At 73.8% G+C, this 18,296-nt stretch carries 17 protein-coding genes; 8 read left to right on the top strand and 9 right to left on the bottom strand.

The window, feature by feature from the left end; all coding sequences use genetic code 11:
• Positions 1-10: 10 nt before the first annotated feature.
• Together GNZ18_RS13585 and GNZ18_RS13580 are read right to left on the bottom strand one after the other, a co-directional pair.
• Positions 11-1,213, bottom strand: a complete 1,203-nt coding sequence (locus GNZ18_RS13585; protein WP_308166223.1) for a cytochrome P450 — start codon at positions 1,211-1,213, stop codon at positions 11-13.
• Between the two features lie 76 nt (positions 1,214-1,289).
• A complete protein-coding gene (locus tag GNZ18_RS13580) occupies positions 1,290-2,693 on the bottom strand; it encodes a KamA family radical SAM protein (protein ID WP_156216740.1) in 1,404 nt (467 codons plus the stop codon).
• 129 nt (positions 2,694-2,822) lie between these two features.
• On the opposite strand from GNZ18_RS13580, the gene kdd reads away from it, so the two are divergent.
• Positions 2,823-3,869 (top strand): L-erythro-3,5-diaminohexanoate dehydrogenase, encoded by a 1,047-nt coding sequence (gene kdd / locus GNZ18_RS13575; protein ID WP_214619269.1) that lies wholly within the window; start codon positions 2,823-2,825, stop codon positions 3,867-3,869.
• A 73-nt stretch (positions 3,870-3,942) separates the two neighbouring features.
• Here kdd and GNZ18_RS13570 read toward each other — a convergent pair whose 3' ends face one another.
• On the bottom strand, positions 3,943-4,677 hold the full coding sequence (locus GNZ18_RS13570) for a hypothetical protein (RefSeq protein ID WP_216651275.1): 735 nt from the start codon (positions 4,675-4,677) through the stop codon (positions 3,943-3,945).
• A gap of 164 nt (positions 4,678-4,841) precedes the next feature.
• Here GNZ18_RS13570 and GNZ18_RS13565 point away from each other — a divergent pair, with 164 nt between their 5' ends.
• The 3 genes from GNZ18_RS13565 (at position 4,842) to GNZ18_RS13555 (ending at position 6,312) form a co-directional block, all read left to right on the top strand.
• The gene (locus GNZ18_RS13565) at positions 4,842-5,186 is read left to right on the top strand and encodes an ArsR/SmtB family transcription factor (protein ID WP_156216738.1); all 345 of its coding nucleotides are present in this window, start codon (positions 4,842-4,844) and stop codon (positions 5,184-5,186) included.
• Positions 5,183-5,647, top strand: a complete 465-nt coding sequence (locus tag GNZ18_RS13560; protein WP_312874494.1) for an SRPBCC family protein — start codon at positions 5,183-5,185, stop codon at positions 5,645-5,647. The genes GNZ18_RS13565 and GNZ18_RS13560 overlap by 4 nt, the downstream gene beginning before the upstream one ends.
• Positions 5,648-5,718: 71 nt before the next feature.
• Positions 5,719-6,312 (top strand): dihydrofolate reductase family protein, encoded by a 594-nt coding sequence (locus GNZ18_RS13555; RefSeq protein ID WP_156216736.1) that lies wholly within the window; start codon positions 5,719-5,721, stop codon positions 6,310-6,312.
• Positions 6,313-6,400: 88 nt separating this feature from the next.
• Here GNZ18_RS13555 and GNZ18_RS13550 read toward each other — a convergent pair whose 3' ends face one another.
• The 3 genes from GNZ18_RS13550 to GNZ18_RS13540 form a co-directional block, all read right to left on the bottom strand.
• Positions 6,401-7,657: an FAD-dependent monooxygenase gene (locus GNZ18_RS13550; protein ID WP_173390759.1), complete on the bottom strand. Its 1,257-nt coding sequence runs from the start codon at positions 7,655-7,657 to the stop codon at positions 6,401-6,403.
• A 170-nt stretch (positions 7,658-7,827) separates the two neighbouring features.
• Positions 7,828-9,330: a CYTH and CHAD domain-containing protein gene (locus GNZ18_RS13545; protein ID WP_173390758.1), complete on the bottom strand. Its 1,503-nt coding sequence runs from the start codon at positions 9,328-9,330 to the stop codon at positions 7,828-7,830.
• Positions 9,331-9,531: 201 nt separating this feature from the next.
• Positions 9,532-10,305, bottom strand: coding sequence for an SDR family oxidoreductase (locus GNZ18_RS13540; protein WP_156216732.1), 774 nt, complete (start codon positions 10,303-10,305; stop codon positions 9,532-9,534).
• Positions 10,306-10,378: 73 nt separating this feature from the next.
• Here GNZ18_RS13540 and GNZ18_RS13535 point away from each other — a divergent pair, with 73 nt between their 5' ends.
• From GNZ18_RS13535 to GNZ18_RS13525, 3 genes are all read left to right on the top strand, one after another.
• Positions 10,379-11,257, top strand: coding sequence for a sigma-70 family RNA polymerase sigma factor (locus GNZ18_RS13535; RefSeq protein WP_312874493.1), 879 nt, complete (start codon positions 10,379-10,381; stop codon positions 11,255-11,257).
• 88 nt (positions 11,258-11,345) lie between these two features.
• A complete protein-coding gene (locus tag GNZ18_RS13530) occupies positions 11,346-12,164 on the top strand; it encodes an alpha/beta fold hydrolase (RefSeq protein ID WP_156216730.1) in 819 nt (272 codons plus the stop codon).
• Positions 12,165-12,328: 164 nt separating this feature from the next.
• Complete coding sequence (locus tag GNZ18_RS13525; RefSeq protein ID WP_156216727.1) at positions 12,329-13,660, top strand: DUF2252 domain-containing protein; 1,332 nt, start codon at positions 12,329-12,331, stop codon at positions 13,658-13,660.
• 7 nt (positions 13,661-13,667) lie between these two features.
• Here the strand turns inward: GNZ18_RS13525 and GNZ18_RS13520 are convergent, their stop codons facing one another.
• Positions 13,668-15,389, bottom strand: a complete 1,722-nt coding sequence (locus GNZ18_RS13520; RefSeq protein ID WP_156216725.1) for a PP2C family protein-serine/threonine phosphatase — start codon at positions 15,387-15,389, stop codon at positions 13,668-13,670.
• A 95-nt stretch (positions 15,390-15,484) separates the two neighbouring features.
• On the opposite strand from GNZ18_RS13520, the gene GNZ18_RS13515 reads away from it, so the two are divergent.
• Positions 15,485-16,285 carry an SAM-dependent methyltransferase gene (locus GNZ18_RS13515; protein ID WP_156216723.1) on the top strand — a complete coding sequence of 267 codons (801 nt, stop codon included), beginning with the start codon at positions 15,485-15,487 and terminating at the stop codon, positions 16,283-16,285.
• A 79-nt stretch (positions 16,286-16,364) separates the two neighbouring features.
• Here GNZ18_RS13515 and GNZ18_RS13510 read toward each other — a convergent pair whose 3' ends face one another.
• Entirely contained in the window at positions 16,365-17,510 is a 1,146-nt protein-coding gene (locus GNZ18_RS13510) for a hypothetical protein (protein WP_156216720.1), read from the bottom strand.
• Between the two features lie 2 nt (positions 17,511-17,512).
• Positions 17,513-18,280: a bestrophin-like domain gene (locus tag GNZ18_RS13505; RefSeq protein WP_156216718.1), complete on the bottom strand. Its 768-nt coding sequence runs from the start codon at positions 18,278-18,280 to the stop codon at positions 17,513-17,515.
• Between the last annotated feature and the right edge of the window lie 16 nt (positions 18,281-18,296).

The following is an 18,296-nucleotide window of genomic DNA, read 5'->3' as shown; positions in this document are numbered from 1 at the left end:
GGCGGCGCGGTCACGCGGGCGCGTCCCACCGGACGTGCAGGTGCGGCGGCTTGCGGAACACCAGCCCGTGCGGCGCGGACGGCCGGGACGGGTCGAGCCGCAGGCCGGGCAGCCGGTCCAGCAGGGCGGCGAGCGCGGTGCGGGCCTCCAGCCGCGCGAGGGGGGCGCCGAAGCAGAAGTGCGGGCCGTGCGCGAACGCCAGGTGCTCGGCGGCGTCGGCGCGCCGGATGTCGAACCGGTCGGGGTCGGCGAAGACCGCCGGGTCGCGGTTGGCGCCCGCCAGCGACACCCGCACCAGGTCGCCGGCCTGGACGCTCGCCCCGCCGAGCACGACGTCGCGGGTGGCGTAGCGGTCGACGACCGACGCCGAGGGCTCCAGCCGCAGCGACTCCTCGACGGCGGCGGGCAGCAGGCCGGGGTCCTCCAGGACGAGCCGGAGCTGCTCGGGGTGCCCGAGCAGGTGGAACGCCAGGTTGGCGACCATGCCCTCGGTGGTGTCGATGCCGCCGAACATCAGGACGGCGGTGTTCGCGACGACCTCGGCGGTGTCGAGCCCGGAGGGGTGGCGGGCGGCCTCGGCGAGCAGCGAGCCGGGGGAGTCGGCGCGGATCGCCTCGACGACCGCGTCGCGGAGCAGCGCGTACGCCTGGCTGGAACGTTCCGGTGCGGTGCCGCCGGCGGTGATCGCGGAGACGGCCTCCACGAACGCCCCGTACCAGGAGCGGACGGTCGCCGCGTCCACGCCGTCCAGGCCGAGGGCCTCGGCGACGACCGCGACGGCGAGCGGGCCGGCGAGGTCGCCGCGCAGCTCGGCCCGTCCCGCCGGGGCCAGGGCGCCCACCAGCCGGTCGACCTCGGCCTCGACGAACGCGGTGAACCGCTCGCGGGTGCGGGCGGGGCGCAGCGGCCGGGCGAACGGGTCGCGGTGCCGGGTGTGGTCCGGGCCGTCCAGCGACAGCATGCTCGGCCCGACGACCTGGGCGGTGGAGAAGCGCGGGTCGTCGACGGTGAACACCGGTGCCTCGCGCATCACCCGCAGCGCGAGGGCGTGCGAGGTCACCAGCCAGCCGTCGAGGGCGGGCAGCCAGGACACCGGCTCGCCCGCGCGCAGCCGCGCGAGCAGGGGGTGCGGGTCGTCCTCGATCTCGGCGACGGTCGCGGACGCGCCGACCGGGTACCGGGCCGCGAGGTCGCGCGCGTTCAGGGAGGTCACGCGTCCGAGGATAGGCACTCGCGGGACCGCCCCGCCCGTTAGAAATCTACAACGTAAAGGCACCGGGCGGTTCGCATCACCCCTGAAGCCCCCCGGAACGTTCCCGCCACCAGGCGCGGCCGCTCTCGGGCAGGGTGTGGATCGGGTCGTGGTACTCGTAGCGGCGGGTGAGGGCGTCGGGGTCGGCCGCCTCCAGGCCGGTGCGGTAGTTCTTCGTCCAGTAGGAGATCCCGCGCTCGCGGTCGTAGTCGGCGAGCTGGTGCACCCACCGCTTGCCCACGTAGGGGACGTCGCAGACGATCCGCGGGGTGGCGAACCCGGGCAGGTAGCCCATGATCGCGTGCTGCAGCTCCTGCGCCTCCCACACGGCGAGCCGCCAGTGCTCGCTGTTGGGGATCATGTCGCACATGTAGAGGTAGTAGGGGAGGATCCCGGCCTCGTCCAGCAGCGCGAACGACAGGTCGAGCAGCGCGGCGGGGGAGTCGTTGACGCCGCGCAGCAGCACGCCCTGGTTGCGGACGTCGCGGATGCCGGTGTCGAGCATCGCGCGGGCGGCCCGCGCGACCAGCGGCGTCACCGACTGGGCCGCGTTGACGTGGGTGTGGATCGCGATCTGGACGCCGCGCCGGTGCGCCTTGGCGGCCAGGCGCTCCATGCCGGCGCGGATCTCGTCCTGGAGCCAGTGCTGGGGCAGGCCCATGAGCGCCTTGGTGGCGAGGCGGATGTCGCGGATGTTGTCGATGTCCAGCAGCGCGTCGACGAAGGACTCCAGGCGGGGCCAGGGGAGGTTGGCGACGTCGCCGCCGGAGACGACGACGTCGCGGACGCCGGGGGTGCGGCGGAGGTAGTCGAGCATCGCGGCGAGCCGGTCGGGGGGTTTGACCAGGAAGCGGTGCTTGTCGACGGTCGGGGTGGAGTTGCCGACCAGGTCCATGCGGGTGCAGTGGCCGCAGTACTGGGGGCAGGTCGGCAGCAGCTCGGCCAGGACCTTGGTGGGGTAGCGGTGGGTGAGGCCCTCGACGGCCCACATCTCGGCCTCGTGCAGGGAGTCGCGGGCGGCCAGCGGATGGGAGGGCCAGTCGGTCCGCCGGTCGCCGAACACCGGGAGCATGTAGCGGCGGACGGGGTCGGCGCGGAACGCCTCGGTGGAGGAGGCGTCCATGGTGTTGAGCATCTGGGGCGGCAGCAGCGTCGACATCGTCGCGCGCTCGGTGCGGTCGCGGTCCAGATCGGTGTAGAAGTCCTCGTCGAGCAGGTCGCCCATGACCTGGCGGAGCTGGCGCGGGTTCTTGACGCAGTGGGCGCGCTGCCACTGCGCCGACTCCCATTCGGCGCGCGTGACGTCCCGCCAGCCGGGCAGGCGGCGCCAGTCGGGCTCCTCCAGCGGCCGGCGCCGGTAGAGGTAGGGCTGGGCGGAAGCATCCCGGCCGGCGGCGGTCGCCGCGGCGGCGTCGCGGTCCGGATGCAGGGCAGTGGTCATCGTCGACCGCCTCCTCGCGTCACATTGATCGCATAAAAGTCTTGTATGCAGCCGACGTTACGGGAAGACTTTCGATGAAACCAGTGCTGCCCGGTACATCTTCCGGGCCGAGTGGGCGTGGAGGTGGCCGTGCGCGAGGGGGGCGGCGTGGGCGCCGCGGCGGGGCTGCGCCGCGTGCTGGAGCCGGCGGGGGTGCTGCCCCAGGCGGCGTCGCGGCTGGACACCGACCCGCGGATCCGCCCCGACGAGGTGCGCGTCCGCGTGGAGCGGCTGAACCTGGACGCCGCGTCCTACCGGCAGCTGCACACCGCGCACGGCGGCGACCCGGACGCGATCCGCGCGGAGGTGCTGCGGATCATCGGGGAGCGCGGCAAGATGCACAACCCGGTCACCGGGTCGGGCGGCATGCTCGTCGGCGTCGTGGACGAGGCCGGCCCCGACTCGCCGCTCGGGCTGCGGGCGGGCGACCGCGTCGCCACCCTGGTCTCGCTGACGCTGACGCCGCTGGCGGTCACCGACGGGCTCGCGCGCTGGGACGGCCGGTCCGAGCAGGTCCCGGCGGAGGGGCACGCGATCCTGTTCGCCCGCTCGATCGCCGCCGTCCTGCCGGACGACCTGCCGGTTCCGCTGGCGCTGTCGGTCATGGACGTGTGCGGCGCGCCCGCGCTGACCCACCGCGTCGTCGCGGCGCGGGAGGAGGCGCCGGTGGTGGCGGTGCTGGGCGCGGCGGGCAAGAGCGGGTCGCTGTCGCTGGCGGCGGCGCGCCGCGCGGGCGCGTCCCGGGTGATCGGGCTGGTCCCGACGGAGCGGGAGGAGGCGCTGCTGTCGGGGACCGGTCTGGCGGACGCGGTGGTGCGCGCCGACGCGCGGGACCCGGTGGCGGTGGCCGCCGCGCTCGGGGCGCCCGCCGACGTGACCGTCGTGTGCGTGGACGTGCCGGGCTGCGAGCACGGCGCGATCCTGGCGACCGCCCCGGGCGGCACCGTGGTGTTCTTCTCGATGGCGACGTCGTTCCCGGCGGCGGCGCTGGGCGCCGAGGGGCTGGCCGCCGACGTGACGATGCTCATCGGGAACGGCTACGTCCCCGGCCACGCGGCGATGGCGCTGGACCTGCTGCGCTCGGAACCGGCGGTCCGCACGCTCTTCACCGCCCGAGGGGCCGATTCGGCCCGATGACCGATCGCAGCTGAGCGACAGGCCGGCCGCCCTCCCTGGGATACGGCCTGGGTCGTCGAGGGCTCGCGCGCCCTCACATGCTCGCGAGCTGGGTCAGCGTGTCTTTGGCGATGTCCCAACTGGTGTCCACCATCGCCAGGCTCTGGGCATCCGGCAGGGTGGCCGCGTCCATCCGATAGCCGTTGTAGGCCGTGCAGAACCACCGCCTGAGGTGGGAGTCGGCGTCGTACAGGTTGACGCATCTGGGCGTCAGGCCGGTGCTGACCTTCTGGTTGGCCTCGCGGAGGAGTGGCACGAGGGTGTCGTTGTGCAGGCCGGCCTTGCTGCGCGCCATGAGCGCGATGGGGCCGACGGCGTTGACCGAGAAGCCGAGCTGGTCCTTGGCCGCACCGCTGGTCACCGTGGACAGCAGGCTGTCGATCTGGGTGATGCAGGAGGTCGCGCTCAGCGCGAAGTACTGCTTGTTGTCCGGGGTCAGATTGTCGAAGTCGGGGAAGTTGAGCACGGCGCTGCGCGCGCAGGCGCGCGCGTCGGCGGCGGCGATGGCGTCGATGTGGTTGATGATGTCGCGCTCGGCCGTCTTGATCGCGGCGATGATCTGGGCGGTGGCCGCCGCCGATGAGCCGCCGCCGAGGAAGGACTTGTACGCGTCGTACGCGGCCTTGATCGCCGCGGCGACGGTCGCGGGGTCGGCGTTGGGCGCGGCCGTGGGGCTCGCCTCCTTGGGGGTGGCCGCCTGGGCCGGACCGGGCATGGCCGTGGCGGTCATGGCGAGCGCCACGGCAACACCGATGAGCTTGCGTCTCACTTCGTGCCTCCTTCGACCGGGCAGGACCTCTGCTGGTAATAGGCGGCCGGGTTACACGGACCGCGGTCGTGGACCACCGGGCCCGGACAAGGCCGGGGTTGACCGCCGGGCGGCGCGGCCCCTATATTCAACGCATCGGTTGATAAAGCGATTGGTTGAACAACATGAGTGTTGACGACCGTGATGAGCGGCTTGACCGGGCGTTCACCGCGCTGGGGGATCCCGTACGGCGGGCGCTGGTCGCGCGACTCTCGCGGGGGGACGCGACCGTCAACGAACTGGCCGAGCCGTTCGCCATCACCAAGCAGGCGGTCTCGCGGCACGTCCAGGTGCTGGAGGCGGCCGGCCTGATCACTCGCAGCCGGGACGCGCAGCGGCGGCCGTGCCATCTGAACGCGGCCGCCCTGGAGGAGCTGACCGCCTGGATCGACGCCTACCGGCTGGCCGTCGAACAGCGCCACCGCCGCCTGGACATGGTGCTGGAGGACATGAAGGAGCAGGACAAGTGAACGAGACGACGATCACCGCCCGGCCCGGGACCCCGTTCATCGACACCGTCCGGGAGTTCGACGCGCCCGCCGGCCTGGTGTTCCGCGCCCTGACCGACCCCGAGCTCATCCCGCGGTGGCTCGGGTCCTCCACGATGACGACGGAGGTCGTCGAGTACGAGGTGAGACCGGGAGGCCGCTACTCCTACATCCACCGCGGCGGGGGCGGGGAGCACCGTTTCCACGGCGTGTTCCACGCCGTGGTGGCCGACGAGCGGATCGTGCAGACCTTCCAGTACGACGGCCGTCCCGACGAGGTCAGCCTGGAGACGCTCACCTTCGCGAACCTGGGCGACCGCACCCGCATGCACATCCACGCGGTCCACGGGTCCGTGGAGGCCCGCGACGCCATGATCGAAAGCGGTATGGAGCACGGCGTCCGCGACTCGATGGCGCGCCTGGAGCACCTGCTGGCCCGATGACCGCTCCGCCTTGACCGCGAAGCCGACGACGTGCTCCTCCCCACCGGACACCCAGAAAGCGAACGATCACCATGACGAAGCTTCTGTGCGACATGGCCGTCTCCGTCGACGGCTTCATCACCGGCGACGGCCCCGCACCGGGGCGCGGTCTCGGGGACGGCGCCGTCCTGCACGACTGGTACTGGAACGGCGAGGCGCGCAGCCGCGTCGTGCCCGAGTTCCGGCTGTCGGAGACCACCCGCGACTTCATCGACCCGTTCGCCGAGCGCGTCGGCGCGGTGGTGGCGGGCCGCAACAGCTACGACGACGCCCGAGGCTGGGGTGGCGGCAGCCCCCATCCCACGGCCCCCCTGGTCGTCCTCAGCCATCGCCCCGCGCCCGCCGGGGCGACGCCGGCGCAGCGGTTCGCGACCTCGATCGAGGACGCGGTCGCCGCCGCCCGCGAGGCCGCCGGCGACCGCGACGTCGGCCTGATGGGAGGCGGCGTGCTCACCACCGCCCTGGCCGCGGGACTGGTCGACGAGATCGTCGTCCATCAGGTGCCGGTGCTGCTGGGCGCGGGCCGGCGCCTCTTCCAGGAGCTGCCCGGCCACATCCGCCTCACCCTCGTTCAAGCCCTGCCCGCCCCGGGCGTGACCCACCTGCACTACCGGGTGGAGCGTTGACCCCCGACGGCACGCGGGCGCCCGCTTCGACCGGCCTCGCGAGTGCCGACCAGTGAAGCGCGGTCGCCCTCGGCACGTCAGGTGTCGCCTACGGCCCGGCCGGCGAGGTGACCGGCGGTCCGGCCGGGGCCGCGGAGTCCGGCACCCCGGCGTAGTCGGGCAGTTCGATGCCGTTGATCGCGCGGCCGACCAGCTCCATGAACCATTCGCCGGTGAAGTCGGGGAGCGGCTCGGCGTCCGGCCCGGGGACGTCGCGGGTGCGGGCGTTCAACCGGCCGATCTCCTGGTTGGCCTCGACGAACGGGCGCATCCGCGACTCGTAGCGGGCGGCGCCGGCGCCGGGGTCCCACCCGGCGGCGGCCAGCTCTCCGGCCAGGACGTAGGCGCCGACCAGGGCCAGCCCGGTGCCCTGCCCGGACATCGGCGAGGAGCTGAACGCCGCGTCCCCCAGCAGCACCACCCGTCCGCTCGACCAGCGGTCCATCACCACCTGGGCGACCTGGTCGAGGTAGAAGTCCGGGGTGTCGTCCAGGTGCGCGAGGACGTCCGGGGCCGACCAGCCCAGGCCCGCCATCCGCTCACGCAGCAGGGCCTTCTGCGCCGCGATGTCGCGGTGGTCGACGTCGAAGTCGGCCGCGGCGAGGTAGAACATGGCCATCGCCCGGGTGGCGTCCTGGATGGGCCGCAGGAGGACCGACCGCCCGGACCCCTGGTCCTGGTGTTCGAGGAGCCAGCGGTCCAGCCCGAACTCGTTGGGCACACTGTAGAAGGCCAGCACGTGCCCGAGGTGGCGGAGGAACCGCTCGTGCGGCCCGAAGACCATCGCCCGCAGCTCCGAGTGCAGTCCGTCGGCCCCGACCACCAGGTCGAAGCGCCGCCGGTCGCCGCCCGCGAAGACCACGTCGACCCCGTCCGCGTCCTGGGCGAGCCCGGCGATCCGGTCGCCGAAGATGTACTCGACGCCCTCGCGGGTGTCGTCGTAGAGCACCTGGGACAGGTCCCCGCGCAGGATCTCGATGTCCGCTATGAACCCGTCGCCGCCGTCGTCGTCGGCGCGGAAGGTCTCCAGCACCTGCCCGTCCGCGTCCACGGTGTGCGCGCCGGCGGTGTCGGTGCACGCCGCGCGCACCGCCGCGTCCAGCCCCATGCGCCCGATGACCTCCCTGGCGACCCCGCGCGCGTCCACCGCCTGCCCGCCGGGACGCAGTTCGGGAGCCCGCTCCACCACGGTCACCTCGGCCCCCCGCCGGCGCAGCCAGTGGGCCAGTGCGGGACCCGCGACGCTCGCCCCCGCCACCAGCACCCTCGGGACGGTGTGCTCCTGCTTGGAGTCGTCGCCGCTCATCACTGCCTCCATGTGCTTCCTCACGCGCTGGATCCCAGCACAGGCCCGCCGCCGTCGGTGGGTCCAGCCGTATCGACCACGGCTCCGCACGAAACTCATCGGCGCGACCGAAATCGCGTCCAACGCCGATTCGGGCGCCGTCGCCGCGGCAGGAGGGTGAACGGTGCCCGCTACAGGCGCTTGACCAGTTTGGGGTCGGCCGCCTTCCGCCAGGTCGAGGGGAGGTCGGTCAGCGGGTCGTCGTAGCGCTGGAGCGTGGTCAGCGCCCCCAGCGTGTAGGCGTCGGAGGCGTCGGAGGCGCCGCCGGGCTCCGGGGCCATCCGCTCCAGACGGCCGGCGGCGACGATCCTGTCCTGGTTGTCGCCGAGGACGTCCTGCAGCTTCTCGGCACGCCGGGCGATCTTGGCGGCCCGCTTGCCGAGGACGGGCTTCGCCGCCTCGGCGGTGTGGCGGAGCCGCTTGGCGGCCTTGCGGGTCTTGTGGAGGGCGGCGTCCCGGTCCTCGCCCCGCGGCGCCTTCCCCGCTTCGCGGTAGGCGTCGGTCATCCTGCGCCGGGTCCTGGCCACGATCTTCCGCTGCTGCTTGCGCGCCGCCTTGTGCGCCTTGCGGCGGACGGGCGGGTCGGTGACCATCGCGTCGATGCGGTCCAGCAGGGCCAGATAGCGCTGGCTGCGCAGGACGCCGCGCAGCCGCTCTCGGGCCTGCAGCTCCTGGTGGCGCATATCCAGCAACCAGCCCGGCTCGGAGCGGCCTCCCGGCAGGCCGGCGAGCTGGGCGCGGAACCGTGCCTGGAGCACCTCCAGGTCGCGGACCTCGCCGAGCGCGTCGGACAGCCACGTGAGTTCGGCGTCCAGAGGCTTGACGCGCGAGCGGTCGAGGATCGTGCGGTGGGTGCGCAGGATGCTCCGGAACCGGCGGATCGAGGTGCGCATCTTGTGCACCGAGTCGTCGTCGTGGTCGGCGAGCCGTACGCGGGGGTCGTAGGCCAGCATGCGCGCGGCCTGTGCGCTGAGATAGGCGGACATCACCTGGACCGTGCTGCGCATCTCGCCGGAGTAGCCGTCCGGCGCGGGAGCGACGCCCAGCACGATCGACAGCTTGTTCGACTCCTGGCTCGCCTGCGCGCCCGAACCGGTCAGGTGCTCGCCGACGGCGTCGAGCACGTCCTCCTCTCCGTCGACGAGTTCCACCTCCAGTTCACGCCAGGTGACCACGCCCTCCTCGCGCGGCTCCAGCCGGACGCCGGTGACCCTGTCGTCGACGAGCTGGGCCAGCACCGTGCCGCCCCGGTCGAGCAGCTCGCGCTCGGTGCGGTCGGTGCGGATCTCGGCCACCGCCACCAGCGGGAGGCCGCGGGTGTGGGCGAGGAGCAGGCCGGCCAGTTCGGCGGGTGGCGGGCTCGCGGCCTCCCCGGCCGGCGCCTGGATCTCGTCGCGCCCGCCCTTGGCCCTGGGGAGTTTGAGGTGCCAGCCGTCGTCGGTGCCGCCCGTACGGCGCCGCAGGGTGATGCCGCGGCGCGCCAGCCGCAGGTCGGCGGTGTCGTAGTAGCGGGCGGTGAGGGTGAGGGTGCGGGGTTCGGCCGCCGTGCTCAGCCCGGTCACCTCCCGCAGGTCCGGAAGGCTGTAACCGCCGCCGACCTTGTATTTGCGTTCGACCTCCACATGGGCCGTCACGTTCATTCCTCCTTTGCGAAATCTTGTGTCCTCCCCTACCCGTCCTCTTCGTTCTACGCGTCCTTTCCGGACGCCGGGGCCCCCAAGGCGGCCCAGGACCGGTTCGCCCGCGCGGCCTACGGTCGTCCCGAAGGTGGGGGCGCATGGACCACATCACCTTCCCGCTGGGCGCCCTGACCGTCAGGGCGCCCGTCCTCGCCCTCACCGCTGGGAGCCGGTGGTCTGAGCGGTCAGGAACTCCTCCCAGGTGCGGGTGCCGACGGATGCGTCCAGGCTGAGGTTGACTCCCGACCGGTAGGCTTTGCCGATCTTGCCGGGGACGCGGATCGGGAGCCTCATCCGGCGCCTGCCCACCGCGGCGAGGTAGCCGCGCTGGAGCTCCTCCAGGGTGTAGACGCGCGGCCCGACCAGGTCGGAGACGCGCCCCGCCGGAGCGCCCAGGGTGAGCTCGGCCAGCCGGGCCGCCACATCGCCGGACGCGACCGGCTGCCAGCGGACCCCGCCGGGCGCCGGCAGGACCGGCGCCTTGGCCATCGCCCGCACCGTCTTCAGCGCCAGCTCGTGGAACTGCGCGGCACGCAGGATCGTGTACGGGATGCCGGAGGCGGCCACGATGGCCTCCGCCGCCGCCTTGCGTGCGAAGTAGCCGATCGGCACGGCGTCGGCGCCGACGACCGAGATCAGCACCAGGTGGTCCACGGAGCCGGCGCGCCGGGCGGCTTGGACCAGGTTGCGGGTGCTGACGTCATCGCCCTTGGGGCCTCCGGCGAGATGCAGCACGGTCCGCACGCCGTCGAGCGCCGCGTCCAGGCCCTCGCCGGTCATGAGGTCGACCGCCACGTATCGCACGCCGTCCTCGGGGCCGCGGTCGTGCCGGCTCAGCACTCGGACCGTGTGCCCGGCCCGCCGCAGGAGCGGAACCACCTGCGCGCCCAGCAGCCCCGTACCCCCGGTGACCAGGATGGTGGAGGTCATCGCCCGTATCTCCCTCTTGTAGGTTGACGGTGTAACAGGGCTACGACCCGGCCCCACGCAGGAACGTGACACGGTGACCCAAGATTCTTCGGCGCCGGCCGGCTTCGAGGCCGAGCGCCCCCGGCTGCGGGCACTGGCCTACCGGATGCTCGGCTCCGCCACCGAGGCCGACGACGCGGTCCAGGAGGCCTGGCTGCGGTACGACCGCGCCGACCTGGCGCAGGTGCGGAACCTGCCGGCCTGGCTGACCACGGTGGTCACCCGGGTCTGCCTCAACCTGCTCCGGGCGCGGCGGACCCGGCGCGAGGAGTCGCTGGAGAGCTTCACCACCGACTGGCTCGGCGCGGCCGACCACGACCGCGTCCCGCAGGAGGAGGCCGAGCTGGCCGACTCGATCGGGCTGGCGCTGCTGGTCGTCCTCGACCGGCTGAGCCCGGCGGAGCGGGTCGCGTTCGTCCTGCACGACATGTTCGACGTGGCGTTCGGCGACATCGCGCACATGATGGAGCGCGACCCCGCCGCGGTCCGGCAGCTCGCCAGCCGGGCCCGCGCGAAGATCCGGGGCGGCACCGGGACGAAGACCGCGGACGCGGCCCGCCGCCGTCAGGCGGTCGAGGCGTACCTCACGGCCACCCGGACCGGGGACTTCGAGGCGCTGCTGAGGCTGCTCGATCCCCAGGTCGAGCTGCGCGCCGACCCGGAGGCCACCGGCGCCGCCGGGCCCCTCACCCTCCAGGGCGCCCTGGTCGTGGCCAAGAGCGCCCTCGCCTCGGCCCCCCGCGCCCGCTTCACCGCCCCGGCCCTCGTCGACGGCCGCCCGGCGCTGGTCATGGCACCGCTCGGCCGGCTCTGCGTGGTCATCCGGTTCACCTTCGCCGACTCCACGATCACCGCCATCGACGTCACCGCCGCCCCGAGCCGCCTCCGCGCCTTCGAGATCACCCTGGACTGACGCCTCGTAGGGACGGGCATTACCCCGTACGTAATCGCCCCCGTTCACCCCTTCGGACACGATGAACACATCGAGCTGAGGAGCGGCAATGTTCATCGAGGCGAACGACGGCACTCGTCTGGCGTACGAGGACCACGGGCAGGGGCGGCCGATCGTGCTGCTGGCGAGCTGGGTTCTGCACAGCGACATGTGGGAGTACCAGATCCCCTTTCTGGTCGAGCACGGCTACCGCTGCGTGACGCTGGACCGCCGCGGTCACGGTCGCTCCGACCGGCCCTCGACCGGGTACGACCTCACCACCAGCGCCGACGATCTCGCAGTGCTCCTGGAGCACCTCGACCTGAACGACGTCATCCTGGTCGGGCACTCGATGGGCGGCGCCGAGGTCGCCCGCTACCTGGCCCGGCACGGGGAGGACCGCGTCGCCGGCGCCGCGTTCGTCTCGGCCGTCCTGCCCTTCCTCAAGCTGACCGACGACAACCCCGGAGGCGTTCCGGAAGCGGCGCTGCTGGCCATCCTGCAGGCGTTCCGCGCCGATCGTCCCAAGTGGTTCGCCCGGCAGGCCCAGCTCTGGTTCGCCACCCACCTCAACGAGGTGTCACCGGCCATGGTCGAGCACACCATCGCCCAGTGCCTGTCGGCCTCGCCGTGGGCGACCGCCGAGCTGTTCGCCTCGGCCTTCCACGAGGACCACCGGGACGACCTGCGGAAGCTCTCCATCCCCGCCCTGGTCGTCCACGGGACGCTCGACTCCTCCGCACGGATCGAGGTCACCGGCCGCCGCACCGCCGAGCTGATCCCCGACGCGGACTACAAGGAGTACCCGACCGCCAGCCACGGCATCTACTTCACCCACAAGGACGAGCTCAACACCGACCTTCTGGAATTCATCAAGTCCCGCTGCTGAGAGCGGCGGCCCACGCGGCCGCGCGCCGCGTCGCCGGCCGGTGCCCGCCGCGCCCGGAACCGGCGGTTCGCGCGCCGTTCACCGCCCCGGAGGCCGGTGATTCGGCAGAATGACCGGAATACGCCCCGGCGGGGGGCCATCCGATCATCCGAGGAGTCAGCCTGATGGCGAGCATCATCGAGGACCTGCGCGGTCGTGACCGCGGGGAGCGGCAGGCGCAGATCGTGGACGTCCTGGTCGAGGCGTTCTCGGACCTGATGGAGCGCAGCCCCGCCGAGTTCCGCCGCCGCTTCCGCAAGATGGCCTCCGACCCGTTCGCGTTCTACCGGGGCAGCGCCTGCCTGTTCTACGCCGACATCGTCCACGACGAGGACCCGTGGGCCGACGAGCGCACCGGCCGCGTCTGGATCCAGGGCGACCTGCACGCGCAGAACTTCGGCACCTACATGAACGACGACGGCGTGTTCGTGTTCGACGTCAACGACTTCGACGAGGCCTACGTCGGGCACTTCACCTGGGACGTCAAGCGGCTGGTGGCGAGCCTGGCGCTGCTGGCCTGGCAGAAGGCCATCTCCGACGCCGACATCCGGCGGCTGATCGAGACCTACGTGCGCGCCTACGTCGACCAGGTCCGCGGGTTCGCGGCGCACGACGGCGGCCACCGGTTCGCGCTGACCCTCGACACCGCCGACGGCTACGTCCGGGACGTGCTGGTCGCGGCGATGTCGGGCACCCGGATCGGGCTGCTGGAGGGCATGACGGTGGTCGACGGGGCCGAGCGCCGGTTCCGGGACCGCTCCGGCGTCCGCCGGCTGGAGGCGGCCGAGCGCGCCAAGGTCGAGGCCGCCTACCAGGACTACCTGAACACGATCCCGGCGGAGAAGCGGTTCGGCAGCCTCACCTACGAGGTGAAGGACATCGTCGGCGCGTCCGGGTTCGGGATCGGCTCGGCGGGCCTGTCGGCCTACAACATCCTGGTCGAGGGCAACACGCAGGCGCTGGAGAACGACGTGGTGCTGTCGATGAAGCAGGGCAACGTCGCCGCGCCGAGCCGCGTCGTCGACGACGCCCGCATCGGCGAGTACTTCCAGCACCACGGGCACCGCACGGCGGTGTCGCGGCGCGCGCTGCAGGCCAACACCGACCCGTGGCTCGGCCACACCCAGATCGACGGCGTCGGGTACGTCGTGCAGGAGCTGTCCCCCTACGAGGAGGACCTGGACTGGGGCGCCCTCACCGAGCCGGAGGAGATGCTGTCGGTGCTGGACGACCTGGGCCGCGCCACCGCCAAGATCCACTGCGTGTCCGACAGCGACTCCGACCACACGCTGGTCGGGTTCCAGGTGGAGGACGCGATCGACGCGGCGATCGGCCCGGACGAGTCGGCGTTCGTCGCGGCGATGGTGGAGTTCGGCACCGGGTACGCCGAGGTCGTCCGCGCCGACCACGCCCTGTTCGTCGACGCCTTCCGCGAACACCAGATCACCGGGCTCTGACCCGGGGTCAGCCGGGGCGTACCAGTAGCAGCGCGATGTCGTCCTGGTCCCGCTGGTCGGGCAGCAGGGCCAGGACGCCGTCGGCGGTGTCCTCCAGCGACGGCGACTGCGCGGCGATCAGCGCCGAGGCGAGCCGGGTGATCCCGGCGTCCAGGTGGCGGTGGCGGCTCTCGACGAGGCCGTCGGTGTAGAGCGCGAGCGTCCCGCCGTCCGGGAGCGTCGCGGTGACCTGTTCGTAGGCGGCGGGGTGCGCGGGGTCGGACACCCCGAGCGGCAGGCCGTGCGGGACGCCGAGGTGCCGGGCGCCGCCGCCCGGCAGCGCCAGCAGCGGCGGCGGGTGCCCCGCCGAGGCCAGCTCGCAGCGCAGCGTCGCCGGGTCGCAGGTCAGGCACAGGCAGGTCGCGAACTGGGCGGCGTCCAGGTCCTGGGCGATCGCGTCCAGCCGCGCCAGGACCTCGGCGGGCGGGAACTCGCAGCTCGCCAGCGTGTGCGCCGCGACGCGGAGCTGCCCCATCGCCGCGGCGGCGGCCACGCCGTGGCCGACGGAGTCGCCGATGACGATCGCGACGCGCCGCCCGGGCAGCGGCACCACGTCGTACCAGTCGCCGCCGACGCCCGCGCGGGCGGGCAGGTAGCGGTGCGCGATCGCCAGGCCCGGCGGCGCGGTGACGGCGGCGGGCAGCAGGCTGGCCTGCAGCGCGGTCGAGGTGCGGCGTTCGCGGCGGAACACGCACGCGTTGTCGATGCAGGTGGCGGCGCGTCCGGCCAGCTCCGCGGCGAGGGCCTTGTCGGCGGCCGAGAACGGCAGCCGGCCGCGTTTGCGGCTGAACACCGCGAACCCGAGCGCGCGGCCCCGCACGGTCAGCGGCACCGCCAGCAGCGACACGTGCTCCAGCACGCCGTCCACGACGCGGCCGGTGACCGAGGCGATCGTGTCCTGGACCGTGTCGCCGCCGAACTCGACCATGGCGAGCGTGGCCAGGCAGCGGGCGTAGGGGGTGGGCGGCGGGTAGACGATGACCTCGTTGACCGGGAACTCGCGGGAGAACGTGCGCGGGTCGTCGGCGGCGAAGGCGACCGCCAGCCGCCGCACGACCGCGGCCCGCTCCGGCTCGGCGGCGGGACGGTCGTCGTCGGCGAGCAGCCGCTCCAGGACGTAGATCGCGCCCGCGTCGGCGAACCGGGGGACGGCGACCGCGACGACCTCGCGGGCGGTCGCGCCGAGGTCGAGGCTGGAGCCGATGCGGCGGCCCGCCTCGCTGAGCAGCTCCAGCCCGCCCGCCCACGGCGGCGTGACCGTCAGCGCGACGACGCGGCCGGAACCGGTCTCCAGCGGCTCGCACGTCACCGACAGCCCCTCCGCCGTCAGGGGCAGGACGCCGCGCCAGGCGCGCCCGGCGGCGGCGAGGGCGAGCGCGGCCTCCAGCGGGGCCGCGGCGGCGGGCCGGCCGAGCAGCGCGGGCAGCGCCGACCCGACGGCCTGCCCGGCGGTCCGGCGGAACAGCCGCGCCGCGGCCTCGCCCCACCCGGTGACCGTGCCGTCGAGGGCGAGCAGGACGGTCACCGGCGCGGGCTCCTCCGCCGGCACCGGGGGTTCGTGGGGCTCGTGGGTCCGGCACGCGGCCCGCGGCGCGGCGCGGGGGCCGCGCTCCGGCGCGGTCGCGGCGGGAGCCCCCGCGGGCGGCCGGCGGGCCGTCCCGGGCGTCGGTGTCGTCGGTACGTCAGACATCGGTCCTTCACTGTCCGTCGGCCTCGGCCGTCCGGCGGCGCGGGTTAGGCTGTGATCTCGCGCGGACGGCGCCCCTCGGTCAAGGGAGACGATGCATGGACTCCGGGTGGATCCCTCCGGACGTCGACGGCCAAAGGGCAAGCGTCGCACGGGTCTACGACTTCCTGCTGGGCGGCGGTCACAATTTCGCGTCGGATCGTGACCTGGCGACCGGGCTGCTGCGGATCGAGCCTCGGGCGCGGGAGTTGGCGCAGGCCAACCGGGCGTTCCTGCGCCGCGCGGTCCGCGAGTTGGCGGCGGCCGGGGTGACGCAGTTCGTCGACATCGGCTCGGGGATCCCGACGCAGGGCAACGTGCACGAGATCGCGCAGGCGGTGGACCCCGGGGCGCGGGTGGTCTACGTCGACAACGACGACGTCGCGGTCGCGCACAGCCGCTCGATCCTGGCGGGCGACGAGAACACCACCGTGATCCAGGCCGACATGCGCCGCCCCGGCGCGCTGCTGCGCGACCCGGAGCTGAACCGGGTCGTCGACCTCACCAGGCCGGTCGCGTTCCTGCTGGTCGCGGCGCTGCACATGCTGACCGACGACGACGACCCGGCGGGCATCGTCGCGGCGCTGCGGGAGACGTGCGCGCCCGGCGGATACCTGGTGATCTCCCATTTCACGCACGAGGCCGAGCCGGGCAAGTCCGCGGCGATCGGCAAGCTCTACGACCGGGCGACCTCCCCGATGGTCGCGCGCTCGCACGCGGAGATCCTGCGGTTCTTCGACGGCTGGGACCTGCTCGACCCCGGCCTGGTGTACGTGCCGCTGTGGCGTCCCGAGGGCGGCGAGGTCGACGGCAGGCCCGAGCGGTTCCTGGTGTTCGGGGGTGTCGGACGCCGCCCCTGACCCCCGCGCCCCGGGCGGGACGCGGGGGCCTGTCAGGCGACCTGCCGCGATGTCGGGCACGGTCGGCGGCCTTCCGGGTTCAGCGTGCGAACGCGATCGCCGCGCCGGCGCTGATGATGACGGCGATGACCACCAGCACCAGCGGGGCGTCGAGCGGGTTCCGGCGGTGCGGCGGCGTCTTCATCGCGCGCGGCGTGACGTGCTCGACGGCGGCCCGCGCCGGTGGCCTCGGCTTCGGCTTCGGCCGCACCGCCGCGGGGGCGCGCGGCGCCAGCGCGGCGGGGACCACCACGGGGGCGACCGGCGTGACCCGGGGCGGCACGGCGGGCGGCGCGGTGACCGGTGGCACGGGCGGGGCCGGCGACGGCGGGACCGGTGTCGGTGGCACCGGGGACGGCGGTACCGGGGACGGGGGCGTGGGCGGCACGGGCGGTTCCGGTGCCGGGGGCTCCGGCGACGGCGGGACCGGCGGCTCGGGCTGGGGCGGCACGGGAGGCTCGGGCGCGGGCGGCTCCGGTTCGGGGGGCTTGGGCGGATGCTCGCATCCCGAACCGAGGCTGATCCTGAGGTGCAGGATGAGGTGGACGTCGAGGCAGAGGTTCAGCCCGAGGCCCAGGTCCAGGCCCAGACCGAGCCCGAGTCCGATCCCGCGGCCCTCGGGCCCGTCCTCTCCGGCGCCGGGGAGCAGTGGCAGACCGCGGCCGGGAGCGTCGCCGGGCCGGTCGCCGGGTTCGGCGCGGGGGGAGGGACGGCGGGGGAGCGGGGCCGTGGAGCCGCCGGAGCCCTCGGGGCCGTCGGGATCGTCGCCTTCGGAACGGCCGGGGCCGGGGCGGCTGTGCGGGGAGTGGCCGGTTCCGGAAACGCCGGTTTCAGTACCGAGTCGTCCCGGATGGCCGTTTTCTGGCCGACCGTTTCCCGGCTGATCGCGGCCCGGGGCGGCGTGCTTTCGACCACTCTGCTTCGGCACACCCTGCTTCGGAGTGCCTTGCTCCGGCCTCCTTAAAGCGCGCGCCCGGCCGGCCGGGCTCTCGCGTTCGGGCGGGTCACGTCGGTCGCCGTGACCCGCGGTGGCGCCGCGTGCGGGCGAGGCGCGTCCGGGGTCGTCCGGGGTGGTGCGGGCGGGTGCGGGGCCGCCGGTCGCGGGGCCCGCGGCGAGGGCCGCCTGCGGGAACACCAGCGTCCCCGCGACGGCCGCGGGCAGGACCAGGACGGGCAGTCGGCGCATGGTCATCCACCTCCCGAGATGCGTTGCAGTTCGTCTTGCAGGCTCGTGAACGCGTCGGGCTTCACGGCCAGGGCACCGTCGAACACGTGCGAGATGTCGATGGTGAGGTAGGCGCCGATGGTGAGGAGCGCGGCCATGATCCCGAACGGGATCAGCGTCATCCCGCGCGGGCGCGCGCCCGAGATGAACGGCAGCAGGATGACGGCGACGCCGGTGATGAGGGTGACGGCCAGCAGCCCCGACGGCGGGGTGGTGCGGGCGTCGGCGGCGCGCTGGTGGCGGGCGGCCGAGATCTGGGCGAGCTGGTCCAGGGCGGCGGCGCGCGCGTCCTTGGCCTCGTCGTTGGCCGGTTTGAACGCGATGACCTCGCGGCGGATGTTCTCCAGCCGCGTCCAGCCGTCGGTGCTGAGCCGCCCGTCGCGCATGAGGCGCCACTCGGGGCCGCGGACCTGGGCGGTGTAGGCGCGCAGGCCCGCCTGGACGTGCTGGCCGGTGGGGGCGGGCAGCCGTCCCGCGGCCCAGTACGCCTCGCCGATCGCCTGGCTCTCGGTGTAGGTGTTGTTGCGGGCCGAGTCGGCGCTGGTCCAGGGCACGACGATCGCGATCGCGAAGGCCAGCAGGAACAGGGCCGACAGCATCCCGCCGGTGTGGCCGGCGGTGGGGCCGTCGGGGTCGGGGTCCTCGACGCCGTACCGCAGCCGCCGCACGAGGCGGCTCGCGACGAGGACCACCGCTACCGCGCAGGCCGCCGCCACAATGGAAATGATCATGTTGCTCCCGGGGGGA

The organism is Actinomadura litoris (assembly GCF_009733595.1).
GTDB classification, from domain to species: Bacteria; Actinomycetota; Actinomycetes; order Streptosporangiales; family Streptosporangiaceae; genus Spirillospora; species Spirillospora litoris.
The sequence above is the reverse complement of the archived record's forward strand: the minus strand, read 5'-3'. Positions and strand labels throughout refer to the sequence as shown.

Bases quoted from the DNA above. Each gene is read 5' to 3' on its own strand.
- GNZ18_RS13580 (WP_156216740.1), bottom strand. From the start codon at position 2,693: ATGACCACTGCCCTGCATCCGGACCGCGACGCCGCCGCGGCGACCGCC.
- GNZ18_RS13530 (WP_156216730.1), top strand. From the start codon at position 11,346: ATGTTCATCGAGGCGAACGACGGCACTCGTCTGGCGTACGAGGACCAC.
- GNZ18_RS13540 (WP_156216732.1), bottom strand. From the start codon at position 10,305: ATGACCTCCACCATCCTGGTCACCGGGGGTACGGGGCTGCTGGGCGCG.
- GNZ18_RS13515 (WP_156216723.1), top strand. From the start codon at position 15,485: ATGGACTCCGGGTGGATCCCTCCGGACGTCGACGGCCAAAGGGCAAGC.
- GNZ18_RS13565 (WP_156216738.1), top strand. From the start codon at position 4,842: ATGAGTGTTGACGACCGTGATGAGCGGCTTGACCGGGCGTTCACCGCG.
- GNZ18_RS13550 (WP_173390759.1), bottom strand. From the start codon at position 7,657: ATGAGCGGCGACGACTCCAAGCAGGAGCACACCGTCCCGAGGGTGCTG.
- GNZ18_RS13555 (WP_156216736.1), top strand. From the start codon at position 5,719: ATGACGAAGCTTCTGTGCGACATGGCCGTCTCCGTCGACGGCTTCATC.
- GNZ18_RS13525 (WP_156216727.1), top strand. From the start codon at position 12,329: ATGGCGAGCATCATCGAGGACCTGCGCGGTCGTGACCGCGGGGAGCGG.
- GNZ18_RS13505 (WP_156216718.1), bottom strand. From the start codon at position 18,280: ATGATCATTTCCATTGTGGCGGCGGCCTGCGCGGTAGCGGTGGTCCTC.
- GNZ18_RS13520 (WP_156216725.1), bottom strand. From the start codon at position 15,389: ATGTCTGACGTACCGACGACACCGACGCCCGGGACGGCCCGCCGGCCG.
- GNZ18_RS13510 (WP_156216720.1), bottom strand. From the start codon at position 17,510: ATGCGCCGACTGCCCGTCCTGGTCCTGCCCGCGGCCGTCGCGGGGACG.